Raw genomic sequence first — 26364 nt, forward strand, 5'->3', positions numbered from 1 at the left:
AGGAATATGAAAGCATTAAATTTAAGTAAACATAGCATTTTTACATTTTTAGTACTTGTAAGTGTTTTAAGTGTAAATGTTGGAGCTCAAAATAACAAAGACAACCCTTTGATTTTAGATATGGTTCACCATAACCCTGGTGAAACACCATACGATTCTAAATATAATGATCCTGCTGTAATAAAGGAAATGGGGTATAACGGCAAAGTGTATTTTCTGTTTGAATCTCCTGCATTAGCCATTAATTGGGAATCAGTAGACAAGGATATCTTACCAAAAGGTACAGAAGATCGTAAATGGGTAGATGCTAAAGCAGCACAAATAAAGAAAATGCATGCAGCGTGTAAAGCTGAAGATATGGCTATTTACGCCATGTCCGATCTTGTTTTATTCCCTAAGCGATTAATTGCAAAATATGGCATTGAAAAAACGTTTGGGAATCCTAACGATCCTTTAACAGAAAAATTAATCCGTGCTCAAATTAATGAAATGTTTGATCAGTTTCCGGATCTTGATGGTTTAGTTGTTCGAATTGGAGAAACGTATTTACACGATGCTCCATATCATTTAGGGGCAATAGAAGATAAAAAAAATCCTGAAAAAACAATTTCTCCTTTAATCAATATACTACGAGAAGAAATTTGTGAAAAAAGAGACAAGCAATTAATTTTTAGAACTTGGGGTGCTTTTGATACCAAGTTAGATGACTATATGGAAGTGAGTAATGCCGTAGAACCTCATAAAAATTTAATTATCAGTATAAAACATTGTGAAGGTGATTTCCATAGATCGAATGCATTTAGTAAAGTTATTGGCCAAGGGCGCCACCGTCAAATCATCGAGGTACAATCTGCTCGTGAATACGAAGGAAAAGGGGCATACCCGAATTACATTGCTAATGGTGTAATAGATGGTTTTGAAGAGCATGCTAGAATGCCCGAAGAACGTATAAATAGTATTCAAGAGTTTGTAGATACTAAACCAGAATTATATGCAGGTGTTTGGACATGGTCTCGTGGAGGCGGATGGGATGGTCCGTATATTAAAGATGAAATGTGGTGTGATTTGAACTCATGGGTTATGGCACAATGGGGTCAAAATACAGATAAGAGTGAAGAATTTATTTTTAATAGATATGCAACAGAACGTTTAAATTTAAAAGGAGATGATGTTTCTAAATTTAGAAAACTATGTTTACTTTCTGCGGAAGCAGTAGTTAGAGGTAGAAATAGTACGTATAGAGATATGAACCCGTGGTGGACAAGAGATCAAGGTATTGCTTGGCCAATGGTAGTAAAAGGAGATTTAGAGCAAAAGAGAAACTTAGCTCAAAAAGATGAATCCATAGTAAAATGGAAAGAAATAGTTAAACTGGCTAAATCAATTGATTGGCCAAATGAAGAAACTAAAAACCATGCTATAGGATCTTCTGAATATGGATTAAAACTATATAAAATATATAGAACACTTGTGTATATGAAGTATGCAGATGATAATGGAAATACAAAGGATGTTAAAAAGTGGATTAAAGCTTATGATAAAGCTTGGAGAAACTATAATAAACTAGCCAAGGCGTATAGTACAATAGCAACGCTTTATACAGAAGATTACAAGAGGCATATAGCAAATAATGCAGGTGCTAAAGTGGATAAATTAAGATAGAATAATTAGTTTTTTTATGTGATAATAATAGAATTACTTCCAGTTTTTCTTAATTAAATGAAGGTGTTTTACTAAATATTATAGCTAATGCTATGATATTAATTAGGCTGTACAACTGACTAAGATCATTTACCGTTGGTAAAAATTATCTTAATTTTAACTTCGGATAATTGATGCATTTTGAACGGAACAAACTCTATAGTAATAAGAACCAAACTCTTTTTTGAAGAAGTGGGTGATATAACCTATTTTTCAATTCGTTTTTTCAGAGAGATGTTTACATCTCCGTTTGAATGGAAAGAACTATTAAGGCAGTGTTACCAAATAGGGAACCGTTCTTTTGCGTTGGTAGGTGTTACTGGTTTTATTTTAGGATTAGTATTTACATTACAGTCTAGACCTACACTTTCTCAATTTGGCGCTACCTCTTGGATGCCATCAATGGTTAGTCTTTCAATTGTTAGAGAGATAGGTCCAGTCATTTTTGCCTTAATATGTGCTGGAAGAATTGGTTCTGGAATTGGCGCAGAGCTTGGTTCAATGAAAGTAACGGAGCAAATAGACGCGATGGAGGTATCAGGAACCAACCCATTTAAGTATTTGGTAGTTACACGCATATTGGCTACTACATTAATGCTTCCGCTACTTATACTTATGGGAGATGCTATAGCCTTATTTGGATCTGCACTTATTGAGAATTTAAAAGGAGAAGTATCGTACTTATTATATTTTAATAATGTGTTTGACGCTTTAGAGTTTAGTGATGTTCTTCCGGCTACTGTAAAGTCCTTTTTCTTTGGCTTTGCCATTGGTTTGGTAGGGTGTTATAAAGGATATAATTGCTCAAAAGGAACCGTAGGAGTTGGAGAAGCATCTAATACTGCTGTAGTTTACACATCTATGCTGCTCTTTGTTATTGATTTTGTAGCTGTATTTATTACAGATATTTTTTTTAAAATATGATAGAAACAAAAGAAGATATACAGCCCATTTTAGAAATCAAAGATCTTCATAAAAGCTTTGGAGATAATCACGTACTCAATGGTTTTAACTTAAAATTGTTTAAAGGTGAAAACCTTGTAGTAATGGGTAAATCGGGTTCTGGTAAATCAGTTATGATAAAAACCTTAGTTGGGTTGCTAGAAGCCGATCATGGAAGTATTACTATTAAAGGTGAAGATATTATGAAGCTAGGCCGAAAAGAGTTTGATGTGCTTAGAACAGAAATTGGATTTTTATTTCAAGGAAGTGCATTGTATGATTCTATGACGGTTCGAGAAAATTTAGAATTTCCTTTGCGTAGAAACCGGGATAGGGTAGATGCTTCTCGAACAACAGAAGAATTGGTTGTAGAAGCTTTGGAAAATGTTGGATTAGAACACACAATAGATTTAATGCCAGTAGAACTTTCTGGAGGAATGCAGAGACGGGTAGCTTTAGCAAGGGCTTTAATTTTAAAGCCAAAGATTATTTTATATGATGAGCCTACCACAGGTCTTGACCCAATAACAGCAAAGGAAATTATTCATTTAATGAGAATTGTTCAAACAACATATAATACATCTTCGCTAATTATCACACACGATTTGGATTGTGCACGAGTAATCAGTAACCGAATGATTTTACTGGTAGATGGAATTAATTATGCGGAAGGAACTTATAAAGAGCTTTCTATTTCAGAAGACCCGAAAGTTAAAGCCTTTTTTAAAGATTAAACTTTATGAAATATCTATAACTAAAAGTTTGAAATCGAAGTTTAACAATTAAAAGGAGGCTACTTTAACAAGTAAAAAAAATGAACACATAAAATGCTATTTAATAATTTTTTAATCAGTTATTAGGCATTCAAAAAAATACTTTATTATGATGAAAAAATCAGCTTCTCATAAAACCCGCGTTGGCTTATTTGTAGTCATTGGTACACTCATTCTATTAGTGACACTCTACTTTATTGGTAATAGACAACATGTTTTTAGTAACAATATAGAACTGTATGCCGTATTTCATAATGTGAATGGGCTTCAATTGGGTAATAATGTGCGCTATTCTGGAATAAATGTAGGTACTGTCAGCAATATTGAAATGATAACCAATAAGAAAATTGTTGTACAAATGATGATTGAAGAAAAAACAAGAGCCTTCATAAAAAAAGATGCAATTGCTAGTATTGGATCAGATGGGTTGGTTGGAAGTATGGTTATTAATATTATTCCGGGTAAAGAGAATTTACAAAGGGTTATTTCTACAGATACAATTACTTCGTTTAGCAAGATTGGTGCAGATGATATGTTTTCAACACTTAACGTAACCAATGAAAATGCCGCATTGTTAACTGCAGATTTATTAAAAATAACAAATAAGATTTTGAAAGGAGAAGGCGTTTTAGGGACTTTAATTACCGATTCATTACTAGCCCAAGATATTCGAGCTACGTTAGTTAATCTAAAACAAACTACAAGTGGTACCAATCAATTACTGAGTTCTTTAAACTATAAATTTTCCAAAATAGATATGGAACAAAGTGCTGTAGGTATTTTATTAAATGATACTCTTGTGGGTAATCAAGTCCAAGAAACGGTTAATAATATAAAACAATCAAGCACAACTATTTTAGAAACATCGCAACAACTAGAGCTTATGGTTTCTAGAATAAATGCAAAAGAAAGCACCTTCAATTACCTTACAAAAAATGAAATCTTGCCCAAAACAATAGATTCAACTATGCTGGAAATAAAGGGAGCTTCCCAAAAGTTAAATGAAAATATGGAAGCTCTTAAGCATAATTTTTTCTTCCGAAGTTATTTTAAAAAACAAGAACGTGCTGCGAAAAAACAGGCAAAATTAAACAAAGAATAGAATTAAGTAAAATACAATAACTCGAAGAAAGGATAGTGATTTTATAGGTCTTCAATGGAGAAAGTTAATAAGGTGTATTTAGATAAAGAGGAGGTTGTTTAAATAGAAATTTGGGTATTCATCCTAAAGAGTTGTTGTTATAATTACTTAATGTTTTTATAGCTGCTTGATAGCCAATTTCAAAAATAGCATCTATATTCTTTAGATTAAACATTCCAAATTTTTCGAGTTCCTTTGGGGCTATTAAAATGTCGACATCTTTAAACTTGTTTTCACAGCGATTTCCAAAACTAATATCATAAGCTCTATTGGCTACTTGATAAGAATGTTTTATCTCATTAGCAGAAACCTCTTGTAATGGGTTTACATAAACGCCTATCGTCTTAGTACATTTTTTTTTAATAGGTTCTATTGGGAAGTTATTTAAAACACCACCATCTATATAGGGCACATTGTCAATAATTACTGGTGTAAATAATCCTGGGAACGCAGCAGAAGCTAATACTGGTTTTATAAGTTCTCCACTATTAAAGACTACTTCTTTGCCTTCAATAAGATTGGTAGCCGGAATATAAAGCTGTTTTTTTAAACTTGTAAAATCATCTTTACTAAAGAAAGGCAAAAAGTCTTTGTAAAATTTATTGGTATCTATAAAACCAGGTTTGTTGTATGCATATCGTTTGTACTCAAATAAGGGCACTGCTTTAAAGAATTCTAAGATAGTAACCCAAGAATGGCCAGCAGCAAATAAAACGCCTACTAAAGCTCCAGAACTTGTTCCTGAAATATGAGTGATATTTATATTGTGTTCCTCTAGTGCTTTTATTACACCTATATGTGCAATACCGCGTGCACCGCCACCAGATAAGACTAATCCTGTATTCATTTGCGTAATCACTGTTTTATTAAATTATAAATATGTTAGGTGTTGTCTAAATTCAAGTTGTAAGCGTAACATAAATATTTGAAACTAACGGATTTACTTCTAGTAGTTTTAGTGTCAATATTTATATTCGTCTTCCATAAAAAATATAAACTACTAATCTTAAAACAAAGGTATTAAATTCAAAGTCTTTTACAAGTTGGTTTTACTTAAACAAAAGCAAGGTGTATATTTCAATAAACTTTATCATCAACCCGATATTAAAGTCTATATTATTCGATATTTTTGTATTTAAAATAAACAAATTTTAAATGCAAAACCTAAAACCTATCATGTTAGTTGGTACAGGTTCCGATGTTGGTAAAAGTTGGATAACAACAGGAATTTGCAGATGGCTTAAACAAAAAGGATATAATCCTGCTCCATTTAAAGCACAAAATATGTCTTTAAATAGTTTTTCTACACTTGATAATCTTGAGATTGGAAGAGCGCAGGCAGTGCAAGCAGAAGCTTGTGGTATTCCGCCAACGGTAGAAATGAATCCTATTTTATTAAAACCGTCATCTGTAAATAAATCACAAATTGTTTTGCATGGAAAACCAATAGGAGATCAAACCGCTAAAGAATATTTTTTAGGTGATAATAAAAAACATCTTTTTGAAGAAGCTAAAGCGTCTTTCAAGAAACTAGTATCAAAGCACAATCCTGTTGTTATGGAAGGTGCCGGTAGTATTAGCGAACTTAATTTAAAGCATAGAGATATTGTAAACATGCGTATGGCAGAAGCTGCTAACGCTTGTGTTTATTTAGTGGGAGATATTGATAAAGGAGGTATATTTGGTAGTGTTTATGGTACTATTGCTTTGCTAGAAGATTGGGAACGTAAACTTGTTAAAGGTATTATTATTAATAAATTTAGAGGAGATGCTTCTTTATTTGTTGAAGGAAAAAAGACATTAGAAAAACTTACAGGTCTTCCTGTTTTGGGGGTTTTACCCTACGCAAAAGATATTATTATTGAAGAAGAAGACTCTGTAGCATTGAACCTTAGGGCAACAACAGCTATCGAAGGTAAATTAAACATTGCAGTAGTAAAACTTCATTACATGTCTAATTATACAGATTTTCAAGCTTTAGAGCAGGAATCACTTATCAACCTTTATTTTACAAGAGATTCCGAAGAACTTAATAAAGCCGATGTTATTATTATTCCAGGCACCAAAAACACCATTGAAGATTTAGTTGCTTTAAAAAAGGAGGGTTTGGATTCTGTTATTAAAAATAAGTATTCACAAATTCCAATTATAGGAATATGTGGCGGTTACCAAATGTTGGGTAAATTTATTACAGATCCATTTTCTGTAGAAAGCAATGTTAAACTAGAAGCAGGTTTGGGATTGTTTGATATTGAGACAGAGCTTTCTCAAACAAAGCAAACGATACAACGTAATTTTAAGTTTAAAAACTTCAATGCACCTTGTGTAGGGTACGAAATTCATATGGGTGAAACTAGTGTACCTAAAAACAAATATTTAAATCTTATAGACGAGAAGGAAGAAGGTTATTTTGATGGCGATAAAAGTTGGGGCACTTACCTTCATGGTATTTTTGATAATCAAGATGTCGTAACAGAATTATTACAATTAAAATTCCCTGAAGCTCAAGCAAAAAATTACATACTTTTTAAAGCGGAACAATTTGATAAGTTAGCCGATTGGATAAATGAAAATTTAGATATGGAAACCATTTTAAAAAACAGCGCACAACAATGTTAAATGGCCACGGAGATGATCTTCATTTAATTGAGGGCGAAATTAAACACAACTTTAGTTCGAATGTATACTATAAAGGATGCCCTAAAGGATTGCTTGACGCGGTTTCAAAATGTGTTAATCAAATTCAAAGTTATCCCTCTCCTTCCGCAAGTGAATTGAATGTATTAGCAGCTAAAAAATTTCAACTAAATAGTGAACAATTTTTGTTTACCAACGGAGCAACAGAGGCATTTTATCTAATAGCTCAATTATTCTCTAATAAGAGAGCAGCTATAGTAGCACCTACGTTTGCAGAATACGAAGATGCTTGTAAAATCTTTCATTTAAATTACGAGTTAATTGCTTCAACCGAACTAAAAAAGACTAATGCAGACCTTGTGTTTATATGTAATCCTAATAATCCTAATGGGAACGTTTTTTCTAAAGATGAATTAGAATTTCTTTTTCAGCAAAAACCAGAGACTACATTTGTTATTGATGAAGCATATATTGAGTTTACAACGCGTATTGAATCCATTGTGTCATTAACGGCAAAGTACAGTAATTTAATAATTGTTCGTTCCTTAACCAAAACATTTACCATTCCTGGATTGCGTTTGGGGTATGTAGTTTCTAATGCTTCAAACATAGTAAAACTTTTAAGTTTAAAAATGCCTTGGAGTGTGAATTTATTGGCTATAAAAGCTGGTGAATTCATTTTGGAAAACTATGATGCACTTCAATTTAATGCTTCAGAATTATTAGAGGAAACAACTGTTTTTAAACAGCAAGTGGCACAGTTAAATGGTTTTAAGGTTATTGAAAGTAATACGTCTTATTTTTTAGTTGAATTGTTACATAAATCGGCTAAAGAATTAAAACACTATTTAATAGAGGAACATCAAATTCTAGTTCGCGATGCTACAAATTTTAAAAAAATAGACAGGGAATTTATCCGACTTTCGACACAAAGTAAAGAAGCAAATAACATTTTAATTAAAGCTTTAAAAGCATGGGATTAAACCATATTTACATTTTAATTTTTGCTTTTACTTTTGATTTAATTTTAGGAGACCCCATAAAAATGCCACATCTTATTGTCGCGTTTGGTAATAGTATTTCTTTAGGTGAAAAATGGCTTAATAAAGGCCGTTATAAGTTCTTAAAAGGTGCTTTATTAGTTATCGTATTGGTTAGTTTTTCTTTTATTGTGCCCTATCTAATTATTAGATGGTTAAATGCTTCCAATTTTCAAATTTCAGCTATTTTCTTTTCAACACTTATGTTGTTTTATTGTTTGGCAAATAAAACGTTGATAAAGGAAGGTTTAGCTGTGTTTAGTACTTTAAAAAAGGAAGGGTTGGATGCTGGACGTAAGCGTTTATCTTGGATTGTGGGGCGAGAGACTAATAACTTGAGCGAACAACAAATTAGAGTAGCAACTTTTGAAACGATGTCGGAAAATTTAAGTGACGGTGTTATTGCGCCACTTTTTTATTTTTTAATTTTGGGTGTTCCAGGAGCAATGGCTTATAAAATGATAAACACCTTCGATTCCATGGTTGGGTATAAAAACGATCGTTATATATGGTTCGGTAAATTTGCCGCAAAATTGGACGATGTAGTTAATTATATTCCTGCTCGAATTACTGCTATATTATTGTTAATTGTTCAATTTAAATTAAGCGGGTTGCGGTTTGTTTTTAAAGAAGGCAGTAAACACAGTAGTCCAAATGCAGGTTATCCAGAAGCAGCTTTAGCATATATTTTAGATTGCCAGTTTGGAGGACCAAATTATTATCATGGAAAACTGGTAGATAAACCTTTTATAGGAAGCAATAACCGAGACATAAAACATGAAGAAATTAAAATAGTTACACATATTAATTACAAAGTTAGTATACTATTTTGTTTCATAATTATTGGCGTTTTATTACTGTTTCAATATGCATAGTCTTCAAAAAAAATATATTATTACAGGAGCTCCAGGCACTGGGAAAACGACGACCATAAATCTTCTAAAAAACACGATTCCTTGTATGGATGAAGTGTCTAGAAAAATTATTCTAGAGGAACAACAGAATAATAGAAACGGTGTGCCTTGGGGTGATATTAATCGTTTTTCCGATCTTGTTTTCAATGTAACGAGTCAAGAATTATTAACTAGTAAAGCTCAAGTTTGCGACAGATCGTTATTAGATTTAGAAGCTTATTTAGTTTTAGAAAATAAAACCATTCCTCATTACTTACAAGATTTTCCTTATCAAGACACTTACCATAACACCGTTTTTTTTGCACCAACTTGGTTTGATATTTATTGTCAAGACGGACAAAGGTTACAGGAGTTTGATTACTGTTTGAAATTAGAAAAAGTACTTTTAGAACAGTACAAAAACAAAGGTTTTGAAATTATAATTTTACCTAAAGCTTCTCCTCAAAAAAGGGCAAAATTCATTACAGAATCGATACTATAATTCAAAAATTAGCTATACATTTGTATTGCTTAAGGTTTCTTATTCTTTTAATTAAGAATATCGAATTAAAAGGGAATTTGGTGAGAATCCAAAACTGTTCCCGCAGCTGTAAGCTCTAAAAAAGCTTTTAACATCTAGAAGTCACTGTTCTTAGGAACGGGAAGGCGTTAAAAGTAGAGTGAGTCAGAAGACCTGCCTAAAGTAAAACCTAATTTAAACTTTCGGGATAAAAGTTGATGTGTTTGATTGCCATATTTTTTGGCTTTCTTCTCTACTTTTCCCATAATAGTCATACTAATTTAATGGGAAAAAATATAGCCAATACAACACATACTTTTTTCTTTTGCGACGGTGGTTCTTGTCAAAAAGCAGGCGGAGAAAAAGTTATAAGAGCTGCAAGAGCTTATTTACGTAACAATGATAATTGGAATGATACACATACCATTAAAACACGATGTAATGGTAGATGTGAAGATGCACCTACTTGTATTGTACACCCTGGAGAATTTTGGTACAAAGAACTTACGCCAGAAAAAATAACCCACATTGTTAAAGGACATATACAGAATGAATGTCCTTTAGAAACCGAACTGTTGTATCGAGAAGGTTGGGAAGAACAGGTTTCTAATAAAGAAATAGCACCTATAAAACCAAAACCTTTTGAATTTAAAAGCGATGAAGAATTGGGAGATTGCCTTATTACAAGAGGCTTTAGTTCCGATCAATATTTATATCCATTATTCTTATTTCTGCTAGAAAAACCAGAAGGTGTAACACTTCAGTTACCTAATAAACCTCACTTAGCGTTTAAAGACATAAACGCGGTAAACTATTCAAAAGAATTCACGCTAGAACTCCAAACTAAAACCGATTGTTTAGAATTTGTTATTGCTGCTGTTCCAAAAGAGAATAAGGAATTGCAACAATTAAAAATTTCGAGTACAGAATATTTTTATCAAAAGGAAACTACAAAAACAGGCATTCGTTTTAAAAATAAATTCGGAAAAACTTTAGGTAGAATAGAATTTGACTCTATAAATACCGAAGCTTGGCAGTACTGTACAAAAATACAGTTGCAACGTCTAACTTTAGATTTATCACAGTTATGAATAAGCATATCTCTATTTTAGGATTAGGCTGGTTAGGTTTACCACTAGCGTTAGATCTTCAAAAAAAAGGGTATTCAATTAGTGGCAGCACGTCCGATCTGGATAATTTAAAATCACTAAGTAAATATTCGTTTCAAGTAAGTAGGATAAAAATAGAGTCCGATAAGATTATTGGAGATTGGGATGCTTTAATAAGCGGAGCTTCAACACTAATTATCAATTTTCCTCCAAAACGTATCGAAAATATTGAAACGATACACCCACTTCAAATAGAACAAATTATTAAGCATACACCTAAGTCTATAAAAATTGTTTTTGTAAGCTCTACATCTGTGTATCAAAACACCAATGGTCTTATAGATGAAACAATAGATTGTTATCCAGAAAAAGCCTCAGGTACTGCGTTAATAAAAGCAGAATACTTATTGAAACAGCATTTTGGTAGTAACTTAACTATTTTGCGTTTGGCAGGGTTAATAGGAAGCAAACGGCATCCAGGACGCTTTCTAGCAAATAAAAAACAATTAAAAAATCCAAATGTACCAGTAAATCTTATTCATCAAAAAGATGCTGTGGGTTTAATTGAAGCTATTTTAAAACAAAACTGTTTTGGAGAAGTTATTAATGGTTGTGCAGATGTACACCCAAAAAGAAGGGCGTATTATGAAAATGCAGCATTTCATTTAAACTTACCTACACCTGTTTTTGAGGCAACAACAGAAGAACGTTACAAGATTATAGACAATTCTAAATCCAAATCATTACTTAATTATACCTATCAATTTTCAAATCCTGAATGGATTTTCACAAAAACGTATTTACCAGAAATAAGCATTATTGGTGCAGGGCCTGGGAATAAAAATTTATTAACATTAAAAGCTTTTGAAGCTATTGAAAATGCTGAAATTATATTACATGATAATTTAATTTCAGATGAAATATTAAATATCAATACAAAAGCTGAACGTATTTACGTAGGAAGGAAATTTGGTGATATTGAAGATCAAGAAACGCGTCAAAATAAAATAAATATATTAATGAAAGCGCATTGCGAACAAGGCGAAAGAGTTGTTCGTTTAAAATCTGGCGATCCATATATTTATGGTAGAGCAGCAGAAGAAGCTCGTTTTTTAACAAAGCAAAATCTACCATTTACAGTTGTTCCTGGTATTTCTGCCGCTTTAGCAGCAGCCAGTTCAGCTAATATCCCCATTACAGAAAGAAGGCAATCTAATGCTGTTTTAATTTGTACAGCTCATACAGCCGATTATTCCACAGCGCAGCTTAAAGGTATAGCCGAAATGCTTAACGCAGGTAATACATTGGCGTTATATATGGGGTTAAAAAGTTTAGACCAAATTATTCCTAAACTACTGGAGGTTTGTAAAAACCCAGATATCCCTATTAGTGCTATTTCTAATGTATCAAGACAAAACGAGGTGTTATTATCATCAACATTAGGGAGAATTGAAAATGACGTTAAAATACAAGAACTACAAATGCCTGTAGTATTTTTAATAGGGGCAGAACCAATTACATAAAACAATGAAAAAAGGAATTTTACTTTGTGGACATGGTAGTAGAACCAAATCAGGAACCGATTCTTTTAAAGAGTTAGTTAGAGTTTTACAAGCGAGGTATACAGAATACGAAGTAGATTATGGGTTTTTAGAATTTAATCATCCAGTTTATGAAGCTTCTGTTGAACGTATGTATCAAAAAGGTATTCGTGAAATTTATGCATTGCCTGTTATACTTTTTGCGGGTTCTCATGCCAAGAATGATATTCCTTACGAGATGAATACCATACAAAGCTATTACAAAGATTTAACCATTAAAATGGGAAAACATCTTGGTGTAAATTCCTTTTTGCTAGAGTTAGCTCAAAAAAGAGTTTTAGAAGAGGAACGCAAACATGCACCTATGGACAGAAAGGACGTTTGTTTAATGGTTGTAGGGAGAGGAACTACCGATACCGATGCCAATTCCGATGTACACAAATTAGCCTGCATGTTAGGCGAAGGGATGGGCTTTGGTTTTACAACGGTTTCATACAGTGGTACTGCGTATCCAAGCGTTACTAAAAGTTTAGAACTTACTAGTAAAATGGAATTCAAACGCACGATTGCCATTCCGTTTTTCTTTTTTACAGGTATTCTTTTAGAACGTATTTATAAACAAATAAGAGATTTTAGCGAAACTTCTCCTTTAGAGCATGTATACACCCAAGCTTTTGGTAGTGATGAGTTGATTTTAAAAGCTTTTGATGAGCGTTTAGATGAAGCTATTAACGGTACGGCAAATATGAATTGCCAAATGTGTAAATATCGTAAGCAAATTGTAGGTCTAGAATCTGAAATAGGAAAAGAACAAATAGGGCATCATTTAGGCGTAAAAGGTCTTTTGTTTGAAGAAGATGAAAAAGTAGGTCAAAAAAGTAGTGTATTTACTAAAATTAAAAAAGGGTTAGGAATATGATGATAGGAAAAATTTGTGGTATTTCTTTAGGTCCTGGTGATCCTGATTTAATTACTTTAAAAGGCTTAAAAGCATTACAGCAAGCAGATAAAATATACTATCCAGGATCTTTATTTAAAGACGGTAGGAAAGAAAGTTATTCGTTATCAATTTTAAATCATTATGATTTAAATACCGAAAAACTAGAAGGCTTCTACTTAAAAATGGATTTGGAACGCGAGCAAGCGAAAGTTATTTACGAAACAACGTTTCAACACATTTTAAGCGATTATAAAAAAGGATTATCCATTGCTATAGTTAGTGAAGGCGATATTAGTACGTACAGTTCTTTTTCTTATTTGTTAGAAAAAATACAAGAGCATGAATTGGCTATAGATTTAATTCCTGGTATTAGTTCATACTTGCATTTAGCTTCAGAAAGTAAAATACCTTTGTGCTTACAAAACGAAAAAGTAGTGGTTATTCCGCGTGTACAAACCAAAGCAGAATTACAAGAAGCTATAGATAATTTTGACACCGTAGTATTAATGAAAATAATATCGGTAATAGATATTATCACATCAGTAATCGATACAGAAAAGCATAGTATCACTTATGCCGAACGTTTAGGAACCGATCAACAATTTATCTCAACCCATTGGACAACTGCAAATAAAAGAGAGATCCCTTATTTTTCTCTTACCATTATTAAAAAAATCACATCATGAAAATAACAGTAGCAGGTTTAGGTCCTGGAGATATTGATTATATGTTACCCATAGTTAAAAACGCTTTAGAAAACGCAGATGTGGTTATTGGTTATGACTATTATTTTCAATTTGGAGCCACTTTATTTAAAGAAGATGCAGAACTCATCTCCATGCCCTTAGGTAAAGAAGAAGCTAGAGCTCATAAAGCTATTGAAAAAGCTAAAGAAGACAAACATGTTGTTGTTATTGGTTCTGGAGATGCCAGTATTTATGCTATGGCGGCTATTGTTTACGAAGTTGTTTCTAAAGAAAATCACGATGATATTGAATTGGAAACCTTACCAGGTGTTTCTGCTTTTTTAGCTGCAGGAAGTAAATTAGGTGCGCCATTAGGTCACGATTTTTGCTGTATTTCTTTATCGGATTTAATGACGCCATGGAACAGAATAGAAAAAAGAATTAAAGCGGCCGCAATGGGCGATTTTGTTACCAGTTTATACAATCCAAAAAGTATAAAAAGACATTGGCAATTAGGTAGATTGCAGAAAATATTTTTATCAGAGCGTTCACCTAATACGCCTGTTGCAATTATAAGGCACGTAACACGACCAGAAGAAGCACTCAAAATCACCACTTTAGGTGAGTTTAATCCTGAAGATGTAGACATGTTTTGCTTGGTGATGATTGGAAACTCTCAAACGTATCGTTTTAAAGACTATTTAGTTACACCACGAGGTTACCTGAACAGAAAACCACATACGGGTAAAGAAATTCAGCAAGAAAGTTTTAGAATTGTTACAGAACATATTAAAGATTTGCCATTTTCTATAGCTGATAAATGGGCGATAACGCGAGTGATTCATACCACAGGGATTTTAGAAGATTTTAATCATTATTCTGCGACTTCAAAAGCCATTGAAAATTGGCATCATCATCTTAAAAACGGAGGAGAAATTGTAACAGATGTTACGATGGTACAAGCTGGAATAACAAAAGCGTTCACTAAGGAATTCGGTAATCAGATACACTGTTTATTAAATGACGAAGATGCCCAGATATTAGCAAAATCAGAAAATATTACGCGTTCGCAAGCAGGCATTAGAAAAGCTATTGAAAAACATCCGAATGCTTTATATGTTGTGGGGAATGCGCCTACGGCTTTGTTTGAAATTGTAGACCAAATAAGAGCTAACAACAATTTTAAACCTGCAGGAGTTGTTGGTGTACCTGTTGGGTTTGTAAATGTTTTAGAAGCTAAAGAGCAATTATCACAAACAAATAATACAAACTGGGTCATTATAGAAGGTAACAGAGGTGGAAGTAATGTTGCCGCAGCCATTGTTAATGCTGCTTTTACATTACCCGAAGCTTCAACTTATTTTAAATCTTAAAAGATGAACAAATTTACTCCAGAACATATTGAAACCTTAGAGCAAATAATACTTGCACGTAGAGACGTTAGAGGGAATCGTTTTATAAATAAATCGATTGCTAAAGCCGATCTAGATAAAATTCTATTTGCTGGAGTAAACGCACCTTCGGTTGGTTTTTCGCAACCTTGGGAATTTGTTATCATTAAAGATTTAGAAATTAGAAATAAAGTTAAAGACAGTTTTTTTGAAGAAAACGAAAAAGCTAAAACACTTTTTGAAGGAAATAAAATAGATGCTTATACCCAATTGAAATTAGAAGGTATTGTTGAATCTGCATTGAATATAGCGGTATTCTATAAGCCTAGTGAACACCCTGTTTTAGGACAAACAGCCATGAAAGAAGCTGGTGTATATTCTGTTGTTTGTGCGATCCAAAATATGTGGTTAATGGCGAGAGCGTTAGATATTGGTTTAGGTTGGGTGAGTATTTTAAATCCCGATACCATTAAAACCATATTAAAAGCACCAAAAGATAGACAATTGATAGGTTATTTATGTTTAGGGCATGTCGATGAATTTTATGAAAACCCAGAATTAGAACGTTTACAATGGGGAAAACGTAAGAACATTAACGATGTGGTAATTAAAGAATCGTATTTGTAAATGATACAAAATGATAAACATATCGATTTTTATTTAATTGGAATTAGCAATCATCCTATTCCAAAATTGAATGATGATGTTTTAGAATTAATTAAGAAGTCAGTTGTTTTTTCTGGAGGGAAACGTCATTATGAATTGGTGAAATCGTTCTTACCTAAAAATCATAATTGGATTGAAATTTCAGGAAAAATGGACGTACTCATCAAAAAATATAGCGGCTTTAATTCGTCTATTGTCGTTTTTGCTTCCGGAGATCCTTTTTTCTATGGTTTCGGAAACACGTTACAACGTTTATTACCAAATGCAAAACTAAAAGCTTTTCCTTATTTCAATAGTATTCAGTTATTATGTCATAAAACACAAACAAACTATAACACCTTAAAATCGTTATCTATTCACGGTAGAGATTGGACGGCTTTAGATGAAGCTTTAATTAACAGAACAGAATTGATAGGTGTATTAACAGATAGTAAAAAAACACCAGCAGTAATTGCGAAACGCATGCTACAATATGGTTTCGATAATTATTCGATTACTATTGGTGAAGCCTTAGATGGAAATGAAGAACATATTGAGCAACTCGATTTATCAGCTTGTAAAACCAAAACGCATAACGCATTAAACTGTGTGTTATTAAAACAACTAACACCTAAAGACAAACCTTTTGGTATTCCAGATGCTGCTTTTATTCCGTTAGAAAATAGAGCAAATATGATTACCAAAATGCCTATTCGTTTAAGTACCATAAGTGCATTAGCATTACAAAATAAAAATGTTTTTTGGGATATTGGTGCTTGCACAGGCTCTGTAGCTATTGAAGCCAAACAACAGTTTCCACATTTAAAAATAGTTGCTTTTGAAAAGCGACGAGCATGCATAACCATTATTCAACAAAATGCAGAACGTTTTAGTACACCAGGTATTGAGATTGTTATAGACGATTTCTTTAATCTGAATTTAAACGATTTCCCTATGCCAGATGTCGTTTTTATTGGCGGACACGGCGGACGATTAAAAGAATTAATCGAAACCGTTTATCAATTAAATCCATTGGTTCGTTTTGTAACCAATGCCGTAAGAGAAACAAGTAGTTCTGTATTTATAGAAACACTTACAGACTTAAATTATGCGATTAGCACGAATAGTATTCAGCTAAACGATCACAATAAAATTAGCATTCACACCGCAGAAAAGCAATAAATGAAAAAAATAGCCATCATAGCAGTTACTGAAAAAGGCCTTGAAAAAGCCCTTATTATTCAGCAAGAATTTCCAAAATCGTTAGTTGTAACAATCTTAAGCTCTACGAATAAAAATGTATCAACCATTGCTTCAATTTCAAGTTATTTAAATGATAATTTCGCGAAGTTAGATGGTATTTGTTTTGTAACGGCTTTAGGTATTTGTGTGCGTTTAATAGCATCTCATCTTGAAAATAAGAGTACAGATCCGGCTGTAATTTCTGTTGATGATTTAGGTGTAAATGTACAATCTGTATTAAGCGGACATAAAGGTGGCGCAAATGATTTTGCTTTAAAAGTTGCAACAATTTTAGGAGCTAAACCTATTATTTCTACCTCAAGTGATGTTCAAAATATTTGGGCTTTAGATACACTTGGAAGTCAGTTTGACTGGCAAGTAGAAACCTCGCTATCTATGAATAAAACCATGGCGTTGTTTGTCAATAATAAACCAACCGCTTTATTGTTAGATGTTAAAGATAAAGGGACACAGCATTTAGAAAAAACAGTACCTGGTTTTGTGACTCTTTTTTATAATGAAAGTGATATTGATTACACCCAATTCGAATTGTTTATAGCCGTAACGTATAAGATTTATGAGGTAGCAATTCCGAGTTTATTATTTATTCCAAAAGTACTTTCAGTAGGATCTGGATGTTCTAAAAAATTAGATTCAAAACTGTTTGAAACCACTTTAAGACGAGAACTTAAAGCATTACGAATTAATTTTTCAGCCATTAAAAATTTTGGTTCTATAGATATCAAAGGAAAACAACAAGCGTATTTAGATTTTAGTACAAATAATGCAATTCCTTTTAGCACGTTTACTTCAGAAGAAATAGATACAATTACAGTGCCCAACCCAAGTGACATGGTACAATCTAAAATTGGTGTCGATGGCGTTTCAGAATCTACCGCAATGTTACTTTCTGGAAGCAAGAACGTATTGATTGAAAAACAAAAAATTCATTTAGATAATGGAGAGAAATTTACGTTTTCTGTGGCTTTAAGTGTTAATGCGGCTCGTAAAACTGCCATTGCTATTATTGGTGCAGGACCAGGAGATGAAGAATTAATAACCGTAAAAGGAAAGCAATATTTAGAGCAAGCAGATTGCGTGTTATACGCCGGGAGTTTAATTCCTGAAGAAATGACCAATTGGTGTAAAGCAGGAGCAGTAGTTAGAAATTCTGCTATGATGACTTTAGAAGAGCAAATTACTTTAATGCAAGCGCATTATAAAAAAGGGAATTTCGTTGTGCGGTTACAATGTGGAGATCCTTCTTTATACGGTGCTATCCAAGAACAAATGACCATTTTTGACGACTTAGAAATGGATTACTTCATTGTACCTGGTATTTCATCTTTTAGTGCAGCAGCAGCAACTTTAAGATCAGAATTTACAATTCCTGAAGTTGTGCAATCTATTGTTTTAACTCGTGGAGAAGGAAAAACACCGATGCCTTCAAAAGAAAGCATTTCTGCTTTTGCATCAACCAATGCAACTATGTGTATCTTTTTAAGTGTGGGAATTGCTAAAAAAGTACAAGCACAATTGCTAGAACATTTTGATGCCGATACGCCTGTAGCTGTGATGTATAGAATCAGCTGGAAAGATGAAGAAATTTATCAAGGGAAATTAGAAAATCTAGCAAAAATTGTAAAAGACAGTAAAAAAACAAGAACGGTATTAATCATCGTAGGTCACGCAATTGGAGCTCGTAAAAACAGATCACAATTATACAGTCCAGATGTGAAACACATTTTTAGAACCAATAAGAAATTTGTAGTAACAGAATAATCATTCATAATAAAAAGCAAATGATATTAGTTTTTGGAGGAACAACAGAAGGGAAAAAAGTAGCTACTTTATTAGAAAGTTTGGCTATGCCATTTGTGTATTCAACTAAAACAAATATTCCTTTTGAAGAAAATGAAATAGCTAGTTATAGACATGGCGCTTTAGATGAACAACAACTAGAAGAATACCTATTAAACAATGAAATTCATACTATTATAAATGCTTCGCATCCTTTTGCTGAAATATTACATAGTACAATAGCAAAAGTTGCAGAACGTTTACAAATTCCAGTGATACGATTTGGAAGAAAGTTACTTTCTAAAATAATTAACCCATCTGTATTTTATGTAGATTCTTATGATGATGCTTTAGAATTGTTTGAAAAGAATCAAATTGTATTAGCGTTAACGGGCGTGCAATCTATTAAAAGATTAAAACCTTGGTGGGAAAAACAGGCAACCTATTTTAGAATACTAGATAGACCTGAATCATTGGCGATTGCTGCTGAGAGTAATTTTCCCGAAAAACAATTGATTTTAGGTTTGCCTTCGGAAGATTTAAAAAAAGAGGTTAGTATAATTGAAGCGAACGATATCAACGTTGTTTTAACAAAAGAAACAGGTGATAGTGGTTTTTTAAACACAAAAATAGAAGCTGCTTTACAAACAAATTCACAAATTATTATTATTGAACAGCCCAAAATACCGACATATTTTAAAGTCGTGTTTGATGTTAGTACATTGGAATTACTCATTCTTAAAACATTGAAAATATGAGTTTAAGAGAGATTCCAAAAGGGCCGTTAAGAGAAGGGTTTACAACAGGAACCTGTGCTGCAGCTGCAGCGAAATCTGGGTTGATGGCTATTATTCATCAAAAGGAAATAGTTTCTGTAAAAGTTCACTTGCCTATTGATAAAGTATTAGAAATTCCTGTGCATCATTGTGAGTTTACAGAAAATACTGCCAAATGTTCTGTAATTAAAGATGCTGGTGATGACCCTGATGTAACTAATGGTGCTGAAATAGGATGTGTTTTGAGTTTAACACAAGAAAAAGATATTCAATTTATAGCCGGTGAAGGTGTAGGAACGGTAACGCTTAAAGGCTTAGAATTGGCTATTGGAGAGCCGGCTATTAATCCGGTTCCTAGAAAAATGATTACAAGTGCTATTCAAAAACTATTGCACGATTACGATTTAGAATGTGGTGTATCTGTGACTGTATATGTTACTAATGGACGAAAGATTGCTAAACGCACACTTAATGAGCGTGTGGGTATTATGAACGGCATTTCCATTTTAGGAACAACTGGCATTGTTAAGCCCTATTCGTCATCATCTTATATCGCAAGTATAGAGCAAGGTATTGATGTTGCTGTTGCCAATAATGTGACGGAATTGGTCATTAATTCAGGAGCAAGAAGTGAAAAATATTTGTCGGCTAAATTCGATTATTTACCCGAATATGGTTTTATCCATTATGGGAATTGGATAGGGGAAACGCTGACTAAAATTAATCAATGCCCAATTGAAAAAGTTAGTATTGGTATCATGCTTGGTAAAGCTGCAAAATTAGCAGCAGGTATTACTGATACACATAGTTGTGTATCTAGTTGGAATAAAGATTTTATAGTGCAATTGGCCGAAGAGGTCGGTTTTTATGAAGCAGATAAAATTAAAGCCTTAAATATGGCGGGACGGTTAACCGAATTGTTTGATTTTGAACAAAACTCACCTTTTTTTCAGTTGTTACTTAAGCATTGTTACCAGCATACACATATAAAAATTAAACAGGTAGAATTGGATATCTATCTTATAGATAAAAATGGAACACTTATTAAATTTATTAAAAAATGACAGTAATTTCTTTAATTAGGCCATTAATGGCAGGAATACTGCATTCCTTTGAGCCAGATCATGTTACGGCAGTTTCAGTATTAGCTTCCGAAAATAGCATTAATAATAAAAGAGTAAACTTTAAAACGGTTTTTAAAGCCTCCCAATGGGCATTTGGACACTCGGCGACTTTATTACTTTTTGGAGGAACAGCTCTACTTTTTAAAAGTATGGCAACATTGGTTGTACATAATATTTCGTTTTATGCAGAATTAGCTGTTGGCCCAATTATGATTTGGTTGGGGATTGTTGCCATAAAAAGAAATCATGCCATTAATAACATGGTAAAGGATCATAAAAAAATTGAGGCTCACGAACATGATCTTTCTAATCCCATACATCTACATGGTACTAAAGGAGAAGAAATAGCCGTAAACCCAATGAATAAATCATTTTGGATTGGTATGCTGCACGGCTTAGCAGGTACAGGAGGAGCTTTAACTTCTGCTCTAGTATTAAGTAGTGCTACCATAGGCGAAGCTATTCTAATTCTAGCTGTAGAAAGTCTAGGGATTATTATAGCCATGGGTGTTTATAGTTACGTTTTAATATCTGTAATGAGTCGGTTTTTAGAACGTAATTTATCCATTTTTAAGTGGATGAATGGTATTGCAGGAATGGCTTCTGTAATTATTGGAATGGTTTGGATTTATAACGGTTTTTATGCAATATGAGACAAGTTGAAGAATATATGAATTTTCCGTTTTCTGCCATTGTGGGGCAAGACCACTTTAAGTTAGCACTTATTTTAAATTTGGTAGATCCTCTAATTGGTGGAGTTTTAGCTGTTGGTGATAAAGGAACAGGAAAAACGACCTTGATTAGATCGTTAACAAGCCTAATGGGAAATCAAGAAAACTATCCTTTTGTTAATTTACCCATTGGTGTTTCAGAAGATAGATTAATAGGAAGTATAGATTTAGAACAATTGATAAATGCTAAAAAAGAAGTTGTTAATCTAGGCTTAATGGCACAAGCACACCAAGGTGTTTTATATGTAGATGAGGTTAATTTATTACAAGATTATCTTACCGATATCTTATTAGATGCTGCTGCTTCTGGCAATTATTATTTAGAAAGAGAAGGTGTATCTCGCTATTTTGAAAGTCGATTTTGTTTAGTAGGTTCTATGAATCCTGAAGAAGGAAATTTAAGACCACAACTAAAAGATCGTTTTGGTTTAAGTGTAAATATTACAACGTCTGTAGATCCAAAAGTACGTCAGAAAATCATTAAACAACGTTTTGAATTTGATGATGATCCTTTACAGTTTGTTGCTGATTATAGCGTTGAAGATGATCGTATTAAATCACGAATTGAAGCTGCTAAAAACAGATTGAAATCAATACAGATTACTGATGACACTATAGCCTATTGTAGCCAATTAGCAATACAGCATCAAGTGGAAGGGTTGCGGGCAGATATTTTACTGCTAAAAACAGCGAGAGCTTATGTTGCCTATCAAAATACTTCAAACATCACCATAAAAGATGTTGATACTATTGCAGATTTGGTGTTAAACCATAGGAGTTTAAATAATGAACCAAATAAGGAAAATTCCTCTCCAGATCAAAATAATCAACCAGAAGAAAAACCTTCAGAAGTTAGTCCTTCAAAAGAAGATAAAGTAAATATGTTACTTCCACAGAATAAGTTTCATAAGCCCAAAGACATTCGTACAAATACCGTTCAAAACGGAACGCATTCAATTCAAAATTCAGAAGGTAATATTGCGTTAATTGATACCAAAAAAACAGTAAGTCAATATTTAGCAACAGATAAATTCGAATTAAAAAACAAGCGTAAAAATAAGCTTTTAAAACAGCATCATATATTCTTGATAGATTCTAGTGGTTCCATGTTAAAAGATCAAATTATAGCTTACGCCAAAGGCACGGTAAATAAAATAGCAGAAGCCTCTAAAAATCAAAACACACAGTTTTCTATTATTTCTTTGTTTGACGGAGAAGCGCAACATATTTTAAATAGAACAGGCGTTTTAAAAGCTATTGAAATCGCATTAACCGCTCTTAAAACAGGTGGTAAAACCAATTTAACAGCTGGTTTTAAACACGTAAAGGGAATTTGTTCCGATATAGAATTTAATCACAACCTTCATATTATTACTGATGGTAAACTAAATACAGAGGATAGTTTAGAAGCTACCGTATTGGCTTTTCAGACCTATTGTAAAGGTGTACAAACGACTCAAATTATTGATGCCGAAAAAGGCATGGTTAAAATAGGCGTTGCTTCTGATTTAGCGCATCGTATTAATGCAAATTATGAATGTTTAATCACAGACAATGAGCACTAAAATAGTACATATTATTACAGGAGGACAACGATCTGGTAAGAGTGAATATGGCGAGACAATTGCTTTAAATCTAGATGATGCTCCTACGTATTTAGCAACCTCTAAATATTGGGACGATGAATACTGTAAACGTATTGAAATCCACAAACAAAGGCGTACAGATAATTGGACAACCATTGAAGAGGAACTCGATATTAGTAAAATAACGGCAGTTAATAAGGTGTTGTTTGTAGACTGTATTACACTTTGGATCACTAACGTTATGGATCATTTTAAATACGATGCGACTTTAAGCTACGACTTTGTAATTAAAGAATGGGATTTATTATGCAAGGAAAATAGTATTGTAATAGCCATTACTAACGAGATTGGTTTGGGAGTTATACCTATGGAAAAAGCAACTCGGCAATTTGTAGACTTACAGGGAAAGGTGAATCAATATATCGCCAAGAAAGCAACTAAGGTAGACTTTATGGTTTCTGGAATTCCAATACATACAAAAGGATGATAAAACAACTCATCATATCGGCTCCAAGTAGCAACGCAGGTAAAACAACCCTTACTTTAGGTTTGTTGCGTTTATTGAAACGTAAAACAAAAGCGGTACAGCCTTTTAAAGTTGGTCCGGATTATATAGACCCAAAGTTTCATCAATTGGCTTGTGGACAAATAGGTGTCAATCTAGATTTGTTTATGATGTCTCAAGAAGATATTAATAACAATCTAAACTTTTACGGTAAAGATTCTCAAGTAAATTGCATCGAAGGTGTAATGGGTTTATTTGATGGTTCTGAGAAAGACAAAGGTAGTACTGCAGAAATGGCTAAGAAATTAGATACACCCGTTTTATTGGTGATTGATGCCAAAGCGGTTGCATATTCTGTTGCTCCACTTATTCAGGGTTTTGTCAATTTTGATGCAGAAGTAAAAGTAATGGGCGTTGTTTTTAACCGTGTTGGTTCCGAAAGACATTATACAATGTTGCAAGAAGCTTGTGAGGATATTGGTGTGCAATGTTTTGGTTATTTATCAAACTTAAAAAACATTGAAATTCCATCAAGACATCTTGGGTTAAATATTCAGGAAATAGAAAAATTTGATATTCTGATTGATGAAATTGCTGATGCTTTAGAAACAACTATGGATTGGAAAGCAATATTAGAAGCTTCAAAAGATGTGGTTTGTATTCCTATTTCATCCGAAGAAAAAAATCTTACTGAAAAAATAAAATTTGCGGTCGCTAAAGATGAAGCTTTCAACTTTATATATCCTCAAAATATAACAGCAATGGAACAATTAGGGACTGTTCAGTTTTTTAGCCCTATTCACGATGCTGAAATTCCTGATTGTGATTTTATCTATTTCCCTGGAGGATATCCTGAGGTTTATTTAAAAGAACTATCCGCTAATAAAATAATGCGCCATAGTATTCACAAATTTGCTAAGAACGGCGGACAAATATATGCCGAATGTGGTGGTATGATGTATTTAGGGAAATCTATTATTTCTGAAGATAATGAATCTTTTGAAATGGTAAATTTCTTCGATTTCGAATCTACAATTGCAGATAAAAAATTGCATTTAGGATATCGTACTTCTACTATTAACGATAGTATTTTTAAAGGACACGAGTTTCATTATTCTAGCCTGATTAATAATAATGAAACAACTATTGACGCAACAATTACAAATGCGAGAGCAGGCAATACAACTACAAAAATTTATAAAAAACAAAACGTAATGGCTTCTTATGTGCATCATTATTTGGGTACATCAGAAAAACTTACACAATTAATTAACGAAATAAATAATAGCCTATGAAGATTTACACAAGAAAAGGAGATAAAGGTAGTACCGGCGTTTTTGGAGGGAAAAGAGAGTTTAAAAACTCTCCAAGAATTGAATGTATTGGAACGTTGGATGAGGTGAATTCTACCATTGGCTTAATGCGTTCTAAACTAGGAAACGAACACGAATGGCAGCCTAATTTACATCGTGTTCAAAAGGATATGATGAATATGATGTCTCATTTAGCACGTCCATCAAATTCTAAAAAAGAAAATCCTAATCCGGAACCTAAAGACGGTGCTGATTTTTGCGAAAATTGGATGGATGAAATGGAAGAAAAAATTACTTCTCCTTCAGATTACTTTTTATTACCAGGAGGTAATGAAATATCGGCGCTTTGCCATGTTTGTAGAACGCAAACAAGACGAGGTGAAAGACAATTGGTTACACTAATGCAAGAAGACCCAGAATGTGTTCACGATTACATCATGAGTTATGTTAACAGGCTATCCGATTTGTTTTTTACAATGGCGAGAGCAGAAATGGACAAGCACGGTGTTGCCGAAGAAAAATGGAACTTATTCTTATATAAAAGAAAGAAAAAAGTAACAAAAGATTAAAGTAAACATAGAATATAAACAATTTAATAAATAATAATTTTTAAAAACAAACATTATGCACATTGAACCAGGAATAGTAGATTCAGCGAAAATCGGGCTTTCATACGTAACAGCCGCAGTCGCAATTATGGGAGTAGCTAAATCATCTTTTAGCAACATTAAAAAGACCAATCCTTTGAGTTTCTTAGTCAAATCTGTTGCAACTACAGCTTTAGTATTTACATTTTTTCAAGTATTACCACATTATTCAGTAGGGGTTTCTGAAGTTCACTTTATTTTGGGTTCCACATTATTTTTACTTTTTGGTCTAGCACCTGCAAGTATCGGACTCGCACTAGGGTTATTAATTCAAGGCGTATTCTTTGCACAAATTGATTTACCTCAATATGGAATGAACATCACCACCTTACTTGTTCCATTAATGGCACTTTCTTATGTTGCTGATAAAGCAATAACAAAAGACACACCTTACATCAAATTAAAATACGCACAAGTTTTAAAACTATCATTAGTGTATCAAGCAGGTATTGTTGGTTGGGTTACATTTTGGGCAATATATGGTCAAGGTGTTGGTGTAGAAAACCTATTAAACATACTTAGTTTTGGTGGTGCTTATATGTTAGTTGTGTTAATTGAACCATTGGTAGATTTGGGAGTATTAGCTGCAGCAAAATACTTAACAGGTAAACTTAAAGAAAGTAGCTTTTTAGAGAAGAGACTTTATAATGCTATACAAGCATAAATTAACTGCCTGAAAAT

Annotated in this window: 25 protein-coding genes and 1 riboswitch; of the genes, 24 read left to right on the forward strand and 1 reads right to left on the reverse strand. The window is 33.0% G+C overall.

The annotated features are described in order from the left end of the window. Positions 1–6: 6 nt before the first annotated feature. The 4 genes from M4I23_RS12280 to M4I23_RS12295 all read left to right on the forward strand — a co-directional run bounded on the left by M4I23_RS12280 (position 7) and on the right by M4I23_RS12295 (position 4518). Entirely contained in the window at positions 7–1662 is a 1656-nt protein-coding gene (locus tag M4I23_RS12280; RefSeq protein WP_249754578.1) for a hypothetical protein, read from the forward strand. Positions 1663–1842: 180 nt separating this feature from the next. Continuing rightward, positions 1843–2625: an ABC transporter permease gene (locus M4I23_RS12285; RefSeq protein ID WP_158850718.1), complete on the forward strand. Its 783-nt coding sequence runs from the start codon at positions 1843–1845 to the stop codon at positions 2623–2625. Continuing rightward, a complete protein-coding gene (locus tag M4I23_RS12290; RefSeq protein WP_249754579.1) occupies positions 2622–3377 on the forward strand; it encodes an ABC transporter ATP-binding protein in 756 nt (251 codons plus the stop codon). Before M4I23_RS12285 ends, M4I23_RS12290 begins: the two co-directional genes overlap by 4 nt. Before the next feature lie 148 nt (positions 3378–3525). Continuing rightward, a complete protein-coding gene (locus tag M4I23_RS12295) occupies positions 3526–4518 on the forward strand; it encodes an MlaD family protein (protein ID WP_249754580.1) in 993 nt (330 codons plus the stop codon). Between the two features lie 118 nt (positions 4519–4636). Here M4I23_RS12295 and M4I23_RS12300 read toward each other — a convergent pair whose 3' ends face one another. Then, entirely contained in the window at positions 4637–5404 is a 768-nt protein-coding gene (locus M4I23_RS12300; RefSeq protein ID WP_158850714.1) for a patatin-like phospholipase family protein, read from the reverse strand. A 308-nt stretch (positions 5405–5712) separates the two neighbouring features. Between M4I23_RS12300 and M4I23_RS12305 the strand changes: the two genes are divergently transcribed. The 20 genes from M4I23_RS12305 to M4I23_RS12400 all read left to right on the forward strand — a co-directional run bounded on the left by M4I23_RS12305 (position 5713) and on the right by M4I23_RS12400 (position 26347). Then, complete coding sequence (locus M4I23_RS12305) at positions 5713–7176, forward strand: cobyric acid synthase (RefSeq protein ID WP_249754581.1); 1464 nt, start codon at positions 5713–5715, stop codon at positions 7174–7176. After that, the gene (locus tag M4I23_RS12310; protein WP_249754582.1) at positions 7170–8177 is read left to right on the forward strand and encodes a histidinol-phosphate transaminase; all 1008 of its coding nucleotides are present in this window, start codon (positions 7170–7172) and stop codon (positions 8175–8177) included. The genes M4I23_RS12305 and M4I23_RS12310 overlap by 7 nt, the downstream gene beginning before the upstream one ends. Next, on the forward strand, positions 8168–9109 hold the full coding sequence (gene cbiB, locus M4I23_RS12315) for an adenosylcobinamide-phosphate synthase CbiB (RefSeq protein ID WP_249754583.1): 942 nt from the start codon (positions 8168–8170) through the stop codon (positions 9107–9109). Before M4I23_RS12310 ends, cbiB begins: the two co-directional genes overlap by 10 nt. Next, on the forward strand, positions 9102–9629 hold the full coding sequence (locus M4I23_RS12320) for an AAA family ATPase (RefSeq protein WP_158850706.1): 528 nt from the start codon (positions 9102–9104) through the stop codon (positions 9627–9629). Before cbiB ends, M4I23_RS12320 begins: the two co-directional genes overlap by 8 nt. Positions 9630–9644: 15 nt before the next feature. Beyond that, a riboswitch (cobalamin riboswitch) is annotated at positions 9645–9844 on the forward strand. Between the two features lie 87 nt (positions 9845–9931). Next, positions 9932–10738: a ferredoxin gene (locus M4I23_RS12325; RefSeq protein ID WP_249754584.1), complete on the forward strand. Its 807-nt coding sequence runs from the start codon at positions 9932–9934 to the stop codon at positions 10736–10738. Beyond that, positions 10735–12279, forward strand: a complete 1545-nt coding sequence (cobA, locus tag M4I23_RS12330) for a uroporphyrinogen-III C-methyltransferase (protein ID WP_249754585.1) — start codon at positions 10735–10737, stop codon at positions 12277–12279. Before M4I23_RS12325 ends, cobA begins: the two co-directional genes overlap by 4 nt. 4 nt (positions 12280–12283) lie before the next feature. Then, the gene (locus tag M4I23_RS12335) at positions 12284–13216 is read left to right on the forward strand and encodes a sirohydrochlorin chelatase (protein ID WP_249754586.1); all 933 of its coding nucleotides are present in this window, start codon (positions 12284–12286) and stop codon (positions 13214–13216) included. Then, positions 13213–13923 carry a precorrin-2 C(20)-methyltransferase gene (gene cobI / locus M4I23_RS12340; protein ID WP_249754587.1) on the forward strand — a complete coding sequence of 237 codons (711 nt, stop codon included), beginning with the start codon at positions 13213–13215 and terminating at the stop codon, positions 13921–13923. Before M4I23_RS12335 ends, cobI begins: the two co-directional genes overlap by 4 nt. Continuing rightward, positions 13920–15296 carry a precorrin-3B C(17)-methyltransferase gene (gene cobJ / locus M4I23_RS12345; RefSeq protein WP_249754588.1) on the forward strand — a complete coding sequence of 459 codons (1377 nt, stop codon included), beginning with the start codon at positions 13920–13922 and terminating at the stop codon, positions 15294–15296. Before cobI ends, cobJ begins: the two co-directional genes overlap by 4 nt. A 3-nt stretch (positions 15297–15299) precedes the next feature. Then, entirely contained in the window at positions 15300–15941 is a 642-nt protein-coding gene (bluB, locus tag M4I23_RS12350; protein WP_249754589.1) for a 5,6-dimethylbenzimidazole synthase, read from the forward strand. Beyond that, positions 15942–17141, forward strand: coding sequence for a precorrin-6y C5,15-methyltransferase (decarboxylating) subunit CbiE (gene cbiE / locus M4I23_RS12355; protein ID WP_249754590.1), 1200 nt, complete (start codon positions 15942–15944; stop codon positions 17139–17141). It abuts the gene before it with no gap. After that, the gene (cobM, locus tag M4I23_RS12360; protein WP_249754591.1) at positions 17142–18983 is read left to right on the forward strand and encodes a precorrin-4 C(11)-methyltransferase; all 1842 of its coding nucleotides are present in this window, start codon (positions 17142–17144) and stop codon (positions 18981–18983) included. 20 nt (positions 18984–19003) lie between these two features. Further along, positions 19004–19759 (forward strand): precorrin-6A/cobalt-precorrin-6A reductase, encoded by a 756-nt coding sequence (locus M4I23_RS12365; protein ID WP_249754592.1) that lies wholly within the window; start codon positions 19004–19006, stop codon positions 19757–19759. Next, positions 19756–20841: a cobalt-precorrin-5B (C(1))-methyltransferase CbiD gene (cbiD, locus tag M4I23_RS12370; RefSeq protein ID WP_158850686.1), complete on the forward strand. Its 1086-nt coding sequence runs from the start codon at positions 19756–19758 to the stop codon at positions 20839–20841. The genes M4I23_RS12365 and cbiD overlap by 4 nt, the downstream gene beginning before the upstream one ends. Further along, positions 20838–21554 carry a hypothetical protein gene (locus tag M4I23_RS12375; protein WP_158850684.1) on the forward strand — a complete coding sequence of 239 codons (717 nt, stop codon included), beginning with the start codon at positions 20838–20840 and terminating at the stop codon, positions 21552–21554. Before cbiD ends, M4I23_RS12375 begins: the two co-directional genes overlap by 4 nt. Beyond that, on the forward strand, positions 21551–23197 hold the full coding sequence (locus tag M4I23_RS12380) for an AAA family ATPase (RefSeq protein ID WP_249754593.1): 1647 nt from the start codon (positions 21551–21553) through the stop codon (positions 23195–23197). The genes M4I23_RS12375 and M4I23_RS12380 overlap by 4 nt, the downstream gene beginning before the upstream one ends. Continuing rightward, positions 23187–23705 carry a bifunctional adenosylcobinamide kinase/adenosylcobinamide-phosphate guanylyltransferase gene (locus tag M4I23_RS12385; RefSeq protein ID WP_249754594.1) on the forward strand — a complete coding sequence of 173 codons (519 nt, stop codon included), beginning with the start codon at positions 23187–23189 and terminating at the stop codon, positions 23703–23705. Before M4I23_RS12380 ends, M4I23_RS12385 begins: the two co-directional genes overlap by 11 nt. Further along, positions 23702–25018 (forward strand): cobyrinate a,c-diamide synthase, encoded by a 1317-nt coding sequence (locus tag M4I23_RS12390; protein WP_249754595.1) that lies wholly within the window; start codon positions 23702–23704, stop codon positions 25016–25018. Before M4I23_RS12385 ends, M4I23_RS12390 begins: the two co-directional genes overlap by 4 nt. Then, positions 25015–25605: a cob(I)yrinic acid a,c-diamide adenosyltransferase gene (locus M4I23_RS12395; RefSeq protein ID WP_158850676.1), complete on the forward strand. Its 591-nt coding sequence runs from the start codon at positions 25015–25017 to the stop codon at positions 25603–25605. The genes M4I23_RS12390 and M4I23_RS12395 overlap by 4 nt, the downstream gene beginning before the upstream one ends. A gap of 55 nt (positions 25606–25660) precedes the next feature. Further along, a complete protein-coding gene (locus M4I23_RS12400; RefSeq protein ID WP_249754596.1) occupies positions 25661–26347 on the forward strand; it encodes an energy-coupling factor ABC transporter permease in 687 nt (228 codons plus the stop codon). Positions 26348–26364: the final 17 nt, after the last annotated feature.

Origin of the sequence: Algibacter sp. L4_22 (assembly GCF_023473045.1) — a bacterium.
In the GTDB taxonomy this organism is placed as follows: Bacteria; Bacteroidota; Bacteroidia; order Flavobacteriales; family Flavobacteriaceae; genus Algibacter.